The sequence below is a fragment of the Actinoallomurus rhizosphaericola genome (assembly GCF_024055675.1).
In the GTDB taxonomy this organism is placed as follows: Bacteria; Actinomycetota; Actinomycetes; order Streptosporangiales; family Streptosporangiaceae; genus Actinoallomurus; species Actinoallomurus soli.
This window is the reverse complement of the sequence record NZ_JAMXMW010000008.1, coordinates 230,986-244,138: the sequence shown is the minus strand read 5'-3', so window position 1 is coordinate 244,138 and position 13,153 is coordinate 230,986. Positions and strand designations below refer to the sequence as shown.

Below are 13,153 nucleotides of genomic sequence, written 5' to 3'. Positions count from 1 at the left end.
GGTGGCGCAGGGACGCGCGATGAGCCGAGTGTTGATCACCGGCTCGGCCGACGGGCTCGGTCTGGCCGCCGCGCAGACCCTCGTGCACGACGGCCATGAGGTGGTCGTGCACGTGCGCAGCCAGGCCCGGCTCTCCGCTGTCCGCGACCTGCTGGAGTCGGGCGCGCGAGCCGTCGTCGGCGACCTCGCGGACCTTCAGCAGGTCCGGGAGGTCGCCGAGCAGGCCAACGACGTCGGGCCGATGGACGCGGTGATCCACAACGCCGGCGTCTACTCCGGTTCACAGGTCATGCCGGTCAACGTCGTGGCGCCCTACGCGCTGACGGCCTTGATGGACCGGCCCGCGCGGTTGGTGTACCTGAGCAGCGGCATGCACCGGTCGGGTCGCGCGGTGGTCGAGGGGATGGACTGGAGTGGTCGCCGTCAGACGGGCGGCTACTCCGACAGCAAGCTGTTCGTGACCACACTGGCCCTCTCCGTCGCGAGGCTGTGGCCCGAGGTGTTCAGCAACGCCGTCGACCCGGGCTGGGTGCCGACCCGCATGGGTGGACCCGACGCCCCGGACGACCTCCGACTCGGACACCTCACCCAGGAGTGGCTCGCCACCAGCGAGGACCCGCAGGCGCTGACCAGCGGGGGCTACTGGCACCATCAGGAGCGCGTCAGACCTCATCCCGCTGCGGGCGACGAGCGCTTCCAGAACGCCCTGCTCGAGCAGTTGACGCAGTTCACCGGGATGTCCCTGGAGTGACTCACGCATCGATGACGAGCGACTTGGTCGCACCGTGGGCGCCGCCGTGAATCTCGACCGCGGGCCGGCCTGGAATCTCCACGGCGGCGGTCGTACCGGGCGGCACGTTGACGACCAGGTCACGCCTGCCGCTCCGGCCGGTCCACGCAACGGTGATCGGTCCGTGCGGGGTCGGGACCGCGCCCTTGGCCCAGGTGAGCGTGCCGAAGTGCGGCGAGACGGTGAAGGTCCGATAGCCGGGATCGACGGGCTGCACGCCCAGCACATAGCCGGTCAATGCCGGCGTCGGGCCGGAGGACCAGCCATGGGAGGCGCTGATCGAGCCGTCCTGCAGGGTGCCGTCGGGCAGATAGTTCTCCCAGAAGGTGCCGGTGTAGCTCGGGTTCTTCGGATCGATCATCTGGTTCCAGGTGAGTGCCAGCAGTTTCTCCGCGTCGGTCGCGTAACCGGCTTCGTAGAGGGCCTCGACCTCGAAGCCGGTGACGAAGGGGCTCATCACAGAGCTGAGGCCGGCGTTGGCGGAGTACGGCCGTGATCCGTTGGTGTCCCACAGGGTCTTCAGGGCGCGCACGATGCCGGGCACCTTGCTCTGCGGGGCGATGCCGAACAACACGGCCAGGGAGTTGGCGTCCTGGGCGATGACGCCGCGGGCGGTCTCGCTGAGGTCGTACGCGCCGGTGGCCGGGTTGAACAGGCGAGCGTTGATCGCGTCCTTCACCCGGGCGGCGGTCGCCAGATGGCCGGCGGCCTTTCGGCCGTTGCCGAGTTGGGCCTCCAGGTAGGCCGCGTCGGTGAGGACGCGGTAGTAGAGCATGTTGGCGCCGGCGACCACGCCGGCCTTCGGGCCGTCGTAGATGTCCCAGTCCAGGCCGCTGTTGGGACCCCCGAAGACGTTGGCGGTGACGAGCAGGCCGCCGGCGTCGGTCAAGGTGGAGTCGTAGGCGATCTGACCCTCGACGTAGGGCAGGACCTGCCGGGCGAACCGGGTGTCGGCCGTCGCACGGAAGTAGCCGACCGCGTCGTCCACGGTCCACGAGGAGTACGTGTTGGAGTAGGCCGGGTCGAGCCCGTTGCTGCCGCCGGAGGGAACACCGAAGCCGGCGAGACCGGATCCGGGTGTCGAGAGCTTGAGCAGCGCGAGCACCGATCGCATCACGTACTCGGCGCCGTTGGAACCGAGCGAGGCGAGGATGGTCGGGCCTTCGACGGCGAGGTCGCCGGACCAGAGCTTCCGGTCACGTTTCGCTCCGTCCAGCACCGACGGCGCGAGAGCGCCCTGCACGCCTGTGGCGGCCATGTCGGTCTGCACGGTGTACGCGCCGTCGAACCACATCCGGTTCAGGGCGTCAGAGCTGGACAGGAAGTGGCCCTGGTACTGGGCGGGAGTGGCTCGGTAGGCCTCGAAGTCGACGCCCGCCGCCCGCAGGGTCACGGTGCCCGGTGTGGACAGGGTGATCGTCTCGTACCGGAAGCCGCCCTCGAAGGTGCCGCGTACCCGCGACTGCGCGGTTGGCGTGATCGACTGCCGGCGCTCGTAGCCGCCCGTACCGACGCCGTCGCCGGTCAGCCGGCCCTGCGCGTCGGACAGGTACTTGCGCGTCTCGCTGAAGGCGAGTTGCAGGGGCGGCGCGGTTCCGGAGGGCGCCGCGTCGATGTACGGGGTGCCGACCATCTCCTTGCCGTAGTCGAGCAGCACCGTCGCCGGCGCACCGCCGGGCGCCATCGTCAGGGTGGTCGCCTTGGTTCCCCGGCCGGCCAGGCCGGAAGCGTGTGTCACGTCACCGGACAGCACCGTCACGGCGACCGGGCGCACGTTGCTCGCGTCCGGTCCTTGCACATAGCCGCGCCGGTCGACCGGCTTCACCTGCGCCGTGGACGGCCCCAGCACATAGGAGTGCCGGTTCTGGGGATCCGCCCAAGCGACAGTGGGCCGCACTCCGGCGGAGACCGCGGTGGCCGCGAGTACCGCGATCGCGGTCGAACGGCCTCGTCTCACGGTCGGGCTTCGCCTTCTCACCTGTCCGACACCGTCCCTCTGCGTTCTCTTCGTTCGTCTCCGGCTCGCAGGCCGCCAACGGGCCTCGGACACTTTCCTGAGGCCGGTCAGCAATTAAAACGTTTTAATTTCAGGCGCTTTCTGGAGCGTAAATGCGACCCAGAACATGCGTCAACCCCCGTCTACAGGTAGGCCCTGCGACCGAACAGCGGCCGTTTCCACGCCGCTGAACGGCGGTTCCCGGGATGGACGCGGAGGCTCTTGACGGGCGGGCGGAGCAGGTCTAGGTTCTGAAAAACGTTTTAATTCCTAGCGACGCTCGGTGAAAAATAGAGCCGTTGCTCCGACGTACTCGGCGCAGGACCCCGATGCGGCCTCGATCCGCAGCAGACGGTTCCACTCGGCGGTGCGCTCGGAGCGCATCGTGGAACGACCTCGATCTGGCCGGTGCACCGGCCCACGGCCAGGTCGGCGAGCCAGTCGTCTTCGGTCTCCCCGCAGCGCGCCGACAGGACGGTGCCGTACCCGACGGCGTGAGCGTGGCGGACGACGGTACGTGCGGCGTGGCCCGGGCACTCGCCGTGGTGCCGCCGGACGGCGTTACCTCCCTGTCTTGGGCTTGGCGACCGGGAAGCGATCGAGGTCGTTGCCCAGGGTGATGCGGCCGCGGTAGCGGGCCTTCTGCGCGCTGCGGTCGGCGGCCCTCTGCCAGGCGGCGTCGGAGAGGACCGACGGGTCGGCCGGCGTGATGTGGCTGATCACGATCTGCCGGGCTCCCGATTCGACGCCGATCGCACCCAGGTCGCCCACCTCGGTGTGGACGGCGCCGATGTGGTCGACGACCGCGGGGGGATAGCCGATCGCGGCGACGGCGTCGCGGTGGTAGGCCTCGTGGACGAGGATGTCGGCGCCGTCGGCCAGGCGCGGGAGGTTGGGCGTGCGGGCGGTGTCGCCGGAGAAGACGATCACGCCGTCCTCGGTCTCGATCCGGTAGGCGAGGGCGGGGAACACCGGTCCGTGCGGGACGAGGATCGCGGTGACTTTCAGGTCGTCGTTCTCCATCACCGGGAACGGGACCATCTCCGGCGCGGTGGCGGACGCACCGGCCCCGGCCGATGCGGGCGGCTGGATCTCGTGGACCTGAAGGTAGTCGGCCATGTCGCTGCCCATGTGCTCGGCGATGAAGCCGTTGGTGGAGTAGGCGAACGCCGCGTTCGACAGGCGCAGCAGCTCGGCGACGCCGGGAACGGGATCGTCCGCCTGGACCCAGTGTGAGCCGGGCGGCGGACCGGCGGGCAGGCGGCCCGCCGAGCCGGGCCCGTACACCTCGATCGGCTTCTGGAAGCCCTGTGCGCCGACGACTCCGGCGCTGAGCAGCGGGAAGGAGAACAGATCCACGGTGTGGTCGGCGTGCAGGTGCGTCACGAAGATCGCCGTGAGGGACGGCATGGACAGTCCGGCCCGCATGAACTGGGTGACGGCCGCTCGTCCGGCGTCGATCACGTACGTGCGGCCGTTGACCACCAGCGCGGACGCGATACCGGTACGGGCTGCGAGGGGCGGCGGTCCAGCAGCCGTCCCCAGGAGGAACAGTTCGGTGCCGCGGTGGCCGGGGCGCCGGCCGCCGGGCGCGGCCTGTGCGGCCGGCGAGGCGAGGCCGGCGAGCGCGGCCGCGCCGCCTCCGAGAACGGCGGTCCTGAGCACCGCGCGACGGCCGGCCCAGGGGGCGGAGACCGGGGTCTCGGGCGCAGCGTGTCCGGTGGGGCGTTTAGCGGGATGGGATGCGCAGGTGCACACGGGATCAACTTTCGGCCGACTGATGGTGCCCGGCGTTCACTCGGGCCAGGGGTGCCACCAAAGGAAGCAGGGGCACGGTGGCGGCACCAGACCGCAGGTGATCGTGATTCCGGATCCAGACCATCCACGGAATGAATACTCACTCCGGCAACGGCCCTTCAGCCCGGTCGTACCGCCGGCTCCGCGGAGTGCGGCATGGCGATCTGCGGAGCCGGCCGCCATCCAGGCCGTGGATGGTGACCATACGGCAGATCGATTTCACAAGTCGTGATCGCGGCCACATGATGGCGGCCATGTTCAAACCGCCCCGGTCGGCCGGCGGCACTCTCGCCGCCTCCTGCTTCGCGATCATGCTGGCGCAGATCGCCAACGTGATCCCCGCTCCCATCAACGGCGAGATTCAAACGTCACTGCACGCGACCGGTGTCGGCCTGGCGTGGGTGACGTCGGCGTTCCTGCTGCCGACCGCGATCCTGGAACTCAGCTTCGGGGTCCTGGGCGACCTGCTCGGCCGCCGCCGGGTCATGCTGGCCGGCACGGCACTGCTGGCCGCAGGCTCCCTGGTGGCAGGCTCGGCGCACACCGTGCAACTGCTGTGGGCGGGGCAGGCGATCTCCGGGATCGGCGCGGGTGCGCTCATCCCGACGTCGCTGGCCATCGCCGTCGCCAGCGCCCGCGACGACCACGAACGCTCCCGCGGCGTCGCACTGTGGACCCTGTCGATGTCGATCGGCACCGTGCTCGGCGTCATCATCAGCGGCGCGGTCAGCGAGAACGCCTCCTGGCACCTGTCGTTCTACGCGATCGTCCCGCTCGCGGTGCTCAGCCTTCTCGCGACCGCGCTGCTGGCCGCCGAGTCCCGCCAGCCGGAGGGCCGGTCACTGGACTGGGCGGGACAGAGCACCATCGCCATCGGGATGTTCTGCCTGCTGTACGGAATCGTGCAGGGCGCGGGAAGCTCCTGGTCCACCTCGGTGATCATCCTGCTGGCCATCGGAGTGGCCGGGCTGGTGGCGTTCGTGGTGATCGAGAGCCGGGCACCGGCGCCGATGCTGAACCTCGCCGTGTTCCGCATCCCCGCCTTCAGCGCCGCGGCGCTCGCCGCCGTCATCGGCATGTTCTCCTTTCTCGGCAGCGTCTACGTGCTGAGCATCCGGATCGGCGCGCTGCAGCACAAGACGGGGATCGCCGCCGCGGCGTTCTTCATCGTCCTGCAGGGCGTACCGTGCGTCCTCGGCCCCGCGCTGCCCAAGGCCATGCGTCGCTTCGGCGCCCGTCGGCTGGTCACCGGGGGCCTGGTGCTGCTGGCCATGGGCGAGTTCTGGCTGGCCGCCACCCCGGTCGCCACCTCTTCGCTCGGCGCGCACGTCGGACCGCTCCTGCTGGAGGGCGTCGGCTTCCTGTTCGTGGTCTCGGCCATGACCTCGGCCGCGATCTCGGCGGTCCCCCTCTCGGCCACCGGCATGGCCAGCGCCGCGATCAGCACCGCCCGGGACTTCGGTATGTGCATCGGCCCCACGATCGTCAGCGCCGTGGCGCTCGGTGCCGCCGGCTCCGACCTCCCGCACCGCTTGGCGGGTCTCGCGCCGGACACGACGGCGGCCGCCGGCCACGCCGCGGCCGCCGGCGGACCCTTCGCGGTCCTGTCCATCCCCGCGGCCGCCCCCGCCGCCCTGCGCGCGCTCTCGCACGGATACTCGCTGGGCCTGATCATCTGCGCCTGCGCCGCGTTGGCGGCCGCTCTCACCACCGCACTGTGGCTGCGTGAATCCACCGACCGGCAGGCGGCCCCCGCCCCCGTCACCGCCCCGGCCTGACAGGCCGGCCGCAGAGCCGCTCGAAGGCGAGACAGGACGTCGTCGTCGAGGTCGCCGGGGCTTCGCACGTGATCACCGTGGTGTCACAAATTGCCGGGCTGTCTTGTCTGAGCTGACCAGGGGGAAGAATGGCCAGAACCAGTCCGGCGACCCGAAAGGGAGGCGATCACCGTGGGCGGCACCGGGTCGGCGGACCATCCGGGTGGGCCGGCGGACCTCGACGAGGCCATGACGGTCTTCGCCCGCGTACGGCCGCGCCTGTTCGGCATCGCGTACCGGATGCTCGGCAGCGCGACCGAGGCCGAGGACCTGGTGCAGGACGTATGGCTGCGCTGGCAGTCCTACGACCGCGGCACCGTAGCCGACCCGACCGCGTTCCTGGCGACGACGACCACCCGGTTGGCTATCAACGTCCTGCAGTCGGCACGGGTCCGGCGCGAGACCTACGTCGGTCCCTGGCTTCCCGAACCCGTCGACACCGGCGCCGACCCGTACCTCGGTGCCGAACGCGGCGAGGCCCTCAGCCTCGCCGTGCTGTTCCTCCTGGAGAGGCTCTCACCCACCGAACGCGCGGCGTACGTCCTGCGCGAAGCGTTCGACTATCCCTACCCGCAGATCGCGGACATCGTCCAGGTCGGTGAGGCGGCGGCCCGGCAACTCGTCAGCAGGGCCCGCAAGCACCTGCGGTCCGAGCGCCGGGCACCGGTGACCGGCGCCGAACAGCGCAGGCTGCTGACCGCTTTCGTCGCCGCGGCCCGCACCGGCGACCTCGCCGCTCTGGAGAAGATCCTCGCCGCGGACGTGGTCAGCTACTCCGATGGCGGCGGCGCCGCCCGGGCGTCTCGTTTCCCCGTGGTGGGCGCGGTCCGCGTCGCCAAGTACGTCAGAGCGTTCGCGGACCGGTTCTGGACCGGTGTCGACGTGCGATGGGCCGGCGTGAACGGGCAGACGGCCGCCCTGCTCTACCGCGACGGCGAGCTGTTCACGGTCCTCACCGTCGACGCCTCCGACGATGGCATCGAGCAGGTCTTGTGGATGATGAACCCCGGCAAGATCACCGCAGCGTCCGGCGCCGCCTGACATCGTCCCTCCGGACGCGAGAGGGCGGTCACAACAGGAGGGACCGTCCTGTCTTAACTGGCGACCCGACGGGAGTGAGGACAGCGTGCGGACGATCCCGACCGTCGGTGGCCACGCCACGGCGAACAACGCCACCCGCCCCCGGACGCCCTCGTCCCGCCGCGAGGAGGGCCGGCCGGCCGTGACCCGCGCGGACGCCACCGCTTCGCTGGCGGAGATGCTCGACGAACGGCGGCACCTGCTCAGGATCGCCGAGTGGATGTTCGGCGCGGTCACCGCCGACCAGGTCGTCCACGAGACCTACCGCCGCTGGTACGAACTCGACGACGCCGAACGCGCGAGCATCGCGGTGCCCCGGGCCTGGCTCACGCGAGTCGCGGGAGGCATCTGCCTGGACCTGCTCGCCGACTGCGAACACGGCGACCCGGCCATGCGCAGGGACACGGTTCGCCGGGCGGAGCCTCACCGCGCGCCCGACCCCATCACCGCCTGGGGCTGAATCCCGACAAACTGCGGAGCTGGCGTCGGCCATCGCCGCCGGCCTGAGCGGCGACGGCCGACGCGCCGGACGAAACGCCGTCTCAGATGAGTTCCAGGCCCCCGTCGATGGTGAGGACATGGCCGGTGAGCCAGGTCGTGGCCGGGTCGGCCAGACGCAGGATCCACGAGGCGACCTCGTGAGGTTCGCCACGGCGGCCGAGCGGTATGCGGGCGGCCTCGTCCTGCGTCGAGGTCGGACAGGACGGCAACGACGGAATCCGCTCGTCCCGGATCGGGACTCCGGCGCAGGGCGACCCGACACCACGGAGCGGCCACCGGCTCAAGCCCGGTGCTGTCACACACGCGGTCGCCGTCTGGTCCTAGCAGATGCCGGTTTTCCCGGCGGCTCACGCGATACGGCCCGCCCTCTCAGGCGAGGCGGCCGGACCAGGCGCCGCCTGCTCTTCCAAGAAGGGATGACGAACGATGACATCTCACGGTGACCTGCCCGTACCGGAGCACGGCCTCCTCCTCACGCACTTCCTGACCGTACGCGACGTCGCGATCTCAAGGCGCTTCTACGCCGACGTCTTCGGCGGCGAGGTCGTGATGGAGGAGAACAGGACCCACCCCCGACAAGCCGGACGTCACCTTGGACGTACCCCAGAGCGGCGAGCGAGTGTCCGGCTTCCTGAACGTGCGCGTGGCCGACATGGACGTCTTCTACGCGCATGCCGTCGCGAAGGGCGCCCGCTTCCTCACCGAGCCCCTCGACCGCGTCTCGGAACTGCGCTGCTACCTGCGCGACCCCGACGGCTACCTCATCGAGGTGGGCCAGTCCACCGGCCTGCTCAAGGGAATCCTGGCCGATGCGCCCGCGGAGTCCTGACCGGGGCGTTCCCGCACGTTGGAGGCGTACCCCGGCGCCCATCCGGCTCGGCGCTTCGCAGCGGCTCCGCGGCCGAGTCCGGGGAGCGCAGCGCTCAGGAGGCGGGGACGGGGAGGCCGGCGGCGAGGTGGTCGAACGCTTGGTCGATGAGCGCTTGCAGACCCTCGATCCCCGTCTCCGGTGTCCAGCCGGTGAAGGCCGCGCGGAAGGCCGACCCCGTCGCCGCCGCGAGCAGCCGCGGATAGAGACTGTCCGCCGGGCATCCGATGCGATCGGTGAGGGTGTCGACGAGCCTGGTCTCAAGGCGAAAGACCGCGTGCAGGACCTTCGTCCGCAGTTCGGGACACGCGCTGAACAGCATCTTGCGGGCATCCCAGCCGGTCTGTGCGGCGAAGCTGGGCAGGGTGTCGTCCATCGCTCGGCGCAGGGCCGTGAGCGGCGCTTCGTGCGATGGCCGCGCGGCGAGTCTGGCGGCGAACTCGTCGGTGAGGCGCTGGTCCCAGGCGAAGAGTGCCGCCTCCTTGCTCTCGAAGTAGTTGAAGAAGGTCCGGCGGGAGACGCCGGCGGCGTCGCAGATGTCGTTCACGGTGACGGCCGAGGGGCCGTGCTCCAGGAAGAGCCGGATCGCGGCAGCGCGCAGGGCCTCACGAGTCTCGGCCTTCTTACGCTCGCGATGTCCTGTGGCTGCGTCCTGCATGTCGACCAAGTCCCCTCCAACGGCCGAGGATCAGCGTACCCACGACGGATCGGATGCACTGGTGCAAGTTTGCACTAGTGCAGAATTCGCTAGGCTGAGCCCCATGGCATCTGCGGACGCAACGACGACACGTGCCGGCGACCTAGTGCGGACACTCGTGATGGGCCTCTGGCTCCCCGCGCTCTTCCTGGCCGGGTTGCTCTTCTCCTTCCTGCCGGCCTTCCATCACCCGGCACCGCATCACGTCAAGGTCGCGGTCGCCGCTTCACCGGCCACGACGGCGCAGTTGCAGCACCGGCTCGACACGGCGATCCCGGGCGGCTTCACCTTGCAGCCGGTCGACTCGGAGGCCGAGGCACGCTCCGCCGTCCTCAACGGCGACGTGGTGGCGGCATTCGCGCCGGCTCCACACCGTCCGCAGTTGTACGGCGCCAAGGCGGACGGCGCCGCCATGGAGTCGGTCATTCGTCAGGTCTTCACCTCCGGCGCCCAGACGGCCGGCACCACCCTCGACTTCCAGGAACTGGTCCCGACCAGGCCGGGAGACACCCTGGGCACCAGCCCGTTCTACCTGCTGATGGCCTGCACTCTCCCCGCCTACTTCCTGGTGGTCGCCATGCAGCGGGCGATGGGCTTCAGCCGTCGAGCACATGTGGCCACGATGGTCGGCGGCGGCTCCGTCGCCGCCGTCGCCTGTTACCTGACGGGGGCTTACGGGATGGATGCGATCCCGCAGCATCCGCTCGCCCTGCTGTACCTGTTCCTGCTGACGCAGGCCGTGTCACTGACCTCCTACGGGCTCGTGTCCTTTCTCGGCCCGTTCTTCCCAGGCGCCGCCGTCACGCTGTTCATCATGCTCAGCGTGCCCTCCAGCGGCCTTACCGTCCCCGTCGACCTGCTCCGGGGCTTCTTCCGCTTCCTTCACCCCGTCCTGCCGATGGGCAATGCCGCGGACGCCCTGCGCAATGTCGACTACTTCGACGACCGGCACCTGGGCCGGCCCACCGCGGTGCTCTGCGCCTGGATCGCGGCGGGCGCCGCTCTCATCGTGCTCGGATACGTCAGGCAACTCCGCCAACTCGTGCGCGAAGCACAGGCCGGCATGACGGACCATGTCCCTGCGCCCCCCGCAGAGGACCCCACCGTGGAACTCCCCGATCCGGTCGCACTCCCCCCGCGCCAACACCATTTCGGCATGCAACCACCGATACTGACCGGGCAGGTCAGCGGTCCTGCCGGAGAACCGCTGCCGGGCGCCACCATCACGGTCACCGACCCGCGCGGACACCAGCTCCTCCATACCCGTACGGACAAGAACGGCGAGTACGCGGCCACCGGCTTCCACGACGGTTTCGCCATCGTCGTCGCCGGCGCCCCCGGCCGGCAGCCGGTCGCCACGCGGCTGCACCTCAGCAACGCCACACCGGTGAACCAGGACTTCACCCTGACGCCCGGCCGCCAGGCCGTTCCGGGATCCAGGAGCAGCCGCCGAGCGACCACGATCGCCCACGACCAGGGCAACGCCGGTCGCACACTCTGACGTCCGGCGTCCGGGTCGCGCCGGGCAAGGCCGGTGGTCCGTCGTGGGACGGGAAGGCCGGTGGTCCGTCATGGGACGGGACGGCCTGCCGCACCCGGGTACGCGGCGCCTCCCGCCGCGCCCCGAGCCGGTCTTCGCGCACGCCGACGCCGCGCCGTGGTACGTCCGGCGCGGCGAAGGTCGCGTCTCTGCGGGGGCCGGTGGTACTCGCCTACCGGACCTGGCCGGTCGGGCGGATGCGGTGCTCCGTGGTGGCCCGGTCTTCGGCCGTGCCGGTTCCCGCATCCGGCGACTCCTCGCGGAAGTCGATCTTCCGGTGGGTTCCGTCGCACAGCGGTTTGCCGGCGGAGTGGCCGCAACGGCACAGCGTCATCCGGTTCCGGGTCTCCAGCGGCCGCCCGTCCGCGCGCTGGACGGGCACGCCGCCGGTGACCCACAGCGCGCCGGCCAGGCCGTTCTCCTCTTCGAGGACGGAGATGGCCTGCGGGAGGTCGGGCTCGATGGTCTCGCCGCCGCGTTCCAGGGCGTAGCTGTAGGAACCCGACGGGCAGTGATCGATGCGGCCCATGATGTCGGAGCGGACGTCGCTGTCCTCGGTATCGGCGAGCATGTCGGCGATGGGCCGGGTGCGCCCGATGCAGAACGCGGCGTGGACGCACAGTTCGCCGACGCGCTGGGCCGAGATGCCCACACCGTCGTGCACGTGCTGCAGTTCCTCGTACGGCCGGACGTCGGCGGTCTCGGTGCCGTCGAATCCGATCCGGGCGTGCGTCCCGTCGCAGAACGGCTTGGCGGACGAGTGGCCGCAGCGGCACAGCGCATAGGTGTCCTCGGTGGCCAACGTCTCGCCGGTCCTCCAGGTCAGCGCCGCGTTGTTCTCGGGAGCGACGATCTTGCGTTTGCGCTTGAGCGGGACCCCGCCGTACACGAGGTAGGGGCCGTCGGGGAGCACGACGATCCGCTGGGAGCCGTCGGCGCTCCAGCGGCGGTGCTCGGGTGGGACGTACTCGAAGGTGGGGCCGGCCGTCGTGCCCTCCCCGTCGGGCATCCGCATCAGGGCCTGGGCCTGGGCCTTGAGCCGGTACATGGTGGCGGTGGCGACCGCGAGCAACCTCGGGCTGCCGTTGAACGCCTGTTCCAGCAGGTGCAGCAGCAGACAGTACGTGTCGTTGAACTCCTCTTGGGCCGTACGGATCGCGCTGCCCGGGGCGTGGTCGGCGATTCGCGGGTTGGGCCTCATCGGGAGGACGCCGGCGAGGTCCACGGTGATCGGCTCGCCGGTGGGCCCGGAGCGCGGGGTGTCGCCGCGCCGGTAGCGCCGGCCGGCTCTGAGCTCCTGGAAGCGGTAGTAGTGGGCGACCTCGTCCCGGTCGGGGTGATGGACGTCCGGGTCGCCGTCCCAGACGGCGCCGCGGGAGGTGCCCTCGCCCTCTTCGACGATCTCCTCCAGCGCGGCCAGCGCCGAGGCCAGGTCGGTGACGGCGATCATGCGTCCGGCGGTGTTCCGGAAGTGCCCGGCGCGCAGCTGGCGGGCCTGATCGCCGCTGAAGACCGCGCGCTCGCCGAGCCGGTCGCACAGGCGGCGCAGCCCGTCCTCGATCGCGTCGTAGAACTGCCCGATCGTCTCGTAGGCGTCGCCCTCCGGTGGGGCGCCGGGCGGCGCCGGCCGTTCGAGCCGGAGGAACATGTCGAGTGCCTCGGCGCCGAACGGAAGCAGGGACAGTTCCAGGGAGGGGTCCGCGTGCGGCAGCCGCCGGGGATGCGACGGCAGCGTTCGCTGCGTGTCCAGCCGCGGACGCCCGCCGACGGCGTTGAGCAGGTTCGCGGCCAGTGCCAGGTGGAGCATCTCCTCGATGAAGACTCCGGCCACCGCCTCGACGGCTTCGGGATTGCGTTGCGGGTCCAGGGAGTAGAGCGCGCACAGGTACGGCGGCAGGGTCGCGTGTTCCAGCTCGATCGCCCACTGCAGGTGCTCGCGGAGATCGTCGATCGTGGCGATCCGCCCGATCGTGGCGGAGGCGACGGCATGCTGTTCCCGCACTGGATGATTCACGGTGTCTCGCTTCGGCTGTCGGAAGGGGATCTCACCGGCGTCGTCTTCGCCGG

12 protein-coding genes are annotated in these 13,153 nt (G+C 70.6%); 6 read left to right on the top strand and 6 right to left on the bottom strand.

The window, feature by feature from the left end:
* The first annotated feature begins 19 nt into the window (after positions 1-19).
* Positions 20-751: an SDR family NAD(P)-dependent oxidoreductase gene (locus NE234_RS20020; RefSeq protein WP_252781984.1), complete on the top strand. Its 732-nt coding sequence runs from the start codon at positions 20-22 to the stop codon at positions 749-751.
* Position 752: 1 nt separating this feature from the next.
* Here NE234_RS20020 and NE234_RS45375 read toward each other — a convergent pair whose 3' ends face one another.
* The 3 genes from NE234_RS45375 to NE234_RS20010 form a co-directional block, all read right to left on the bottom strand.
* Positions 753-2,747, bottom strand: a complete 1,995-nt coding sequence (locus NE234_RS45375) for an alpha-L-rhamnosidase C-terminal domain-containing protein (RefSeq protein WP_252781983.1) — start codon at positions 2,745-2,747, stop codon at positions 753-755.
* Between the two features lie 302 nt (positions 2,748-3,049).
* Positions 3,050-3,385: a hypothetical protein gene (locus NE234_RS45965; protein ID WP_406567032.1), complete on the bottom strand. Its 336-nt coding sequence runs from the start codon at positions 3,383-3,385 to the stop codon at positions 3,050-3,052.
* Complete coding sequence (locus NE234_RS20010; RefSeq protein WP_252781982.1) at positions 3,348-4,451, bottom strand: MBL fold metallo-hydrolase; 1,104 nt, start codon at positions 4,449-4,451, stop codon at positions 3,348-3,350. Before NE234_RS20010 ends, NE234_RS45965 begins: the two co-directional genes overlap by 38 nt.
* A 386-nt stretch (positions 4,452-4,837) precedes the next feature.
* Here NE234_RS20010 and NE234_RS20005 point away from each other — a divergent pair, with 386 nt between their 5' ends.
* The 3 genes from NE234_RS20005 to NE234_RS19995 all read left to right on the top strand — a co-directional run bounded on the left by NE234_RS20005 (position 4,838) and on the right by NE234_RS19995 (position 7,940).
* Positions 4,838-6,361 (top strand): MFS transporter, encoded by a 1,524-nt coding sequence (locus tag NE234_RS20005; RefSeq protein WP_252781981.1) that lies wholly within the window; start codon positions 4,838-4,840, stop codon positions 6,359-6,361.
* A 171-nt stretch (positions 6,362-6,532) separates the two neighbouring features.
* Complete coding sequence (locus tag NE234_RS20000; RefSeq protein ID WP_252781980.1) at positions 6,533-7,441, top strand: RNA polymerase sigma-70 factor; 909 nt, start codon at positions 6,533-6,535, stop codon at positions 7,439-7,441.
* 85 nt (positions 7,442-7,526) lie between these two features.
* Positions 7,527-7,940, top strand: a complete 414-nt coding sequence (locus tag NE234_RS19995) for a sigma-70 family RNA polymerase sigma factor family protein (RefSeq protein ID WP_252781979.1) — start codon at positions 7,527-7,529, stop codon at positions 7,938-7,940.
* Between the two features lie 82 nt (positions 7,941-8,022).
* On the opposite strand, the gene NE234_RS19990 is transcribed toward NE234_RS19995, so the two are convergent.
* Entirely contained in the window at positions 8,023-8,190 is a 168-nt protein-coding gene (locus NE234_RS19990) for an SDR family oxidoreductase (protein ID WP_252781978.1), read from the bottom strand.
* Between the two features lie 383 nt (positions 8,191-8,573).
* Between NE234_RS19990 and NE234_RS19985 the strand changes: the two genes are divergently transcribed.
* Positions 8,574-8,810, top strand: coding sequence for a VOC family protein (locus NE234_RS19985; RefSeq protein ID WP_252781977.1), 237 nt, complete (start codon positions 8,574-8,576; stop codon positions 8,808-8,810).
* Positions 8,811-8,904: 94 nt separating this feature from the next.
* Here NE234_RS19985 and NE234_RS19980 read toward each other — a convergent pair whose 3' ends face one another.
* Entirely contained in the window at positions 8,905-9,507 is a 603-nt protein-coding gene (locus NE234_RS19980) for a TetR/AcrR family transcriptional regulator (RefSeq protein ID WP_252782084.1), read from the bottom strand.
* 103 nt (positions 9,508-9,610) lie between these two features.
* Between NE234_RS19980 and NE234_RS19975 the strand changes: the two genes are divergently transcribed.
* Positions 9,611-11,047 carry a carboxypeptidase regulatory-like domain-containing protein gene (locus NE234_RS19975; protein WP_252781976.1) on the top strand — a complete coding sequence of 479 codons (1,437 nt, stop codon included), beginning with the start codon at positions 9,611-9,613 and terminating at the stop codon, positions 11,045-11,047.
* 211 nt (positions 11,048-11,258) lie between these two features.
* On the opposite strand, the gene NE234_RS19970 is transcribed toward NE234_RS19975, so the two are convergent.
* The gene (locus tag NE234_RS19970) at positions 11,259-13,088 is read right to left on the bottom strand and encodes a ferritin-like domain-containing protein (RefSeq protein ID WP_252781975.1); all 1,830 of its coding nucleotides are present in this window, start codon (positions 13,086-13,088) and stop codon (positions 11,259-11,261) included.
* Between the last annotated feature and the right edge of the window lie 65 nt (positions 13,089-13,153).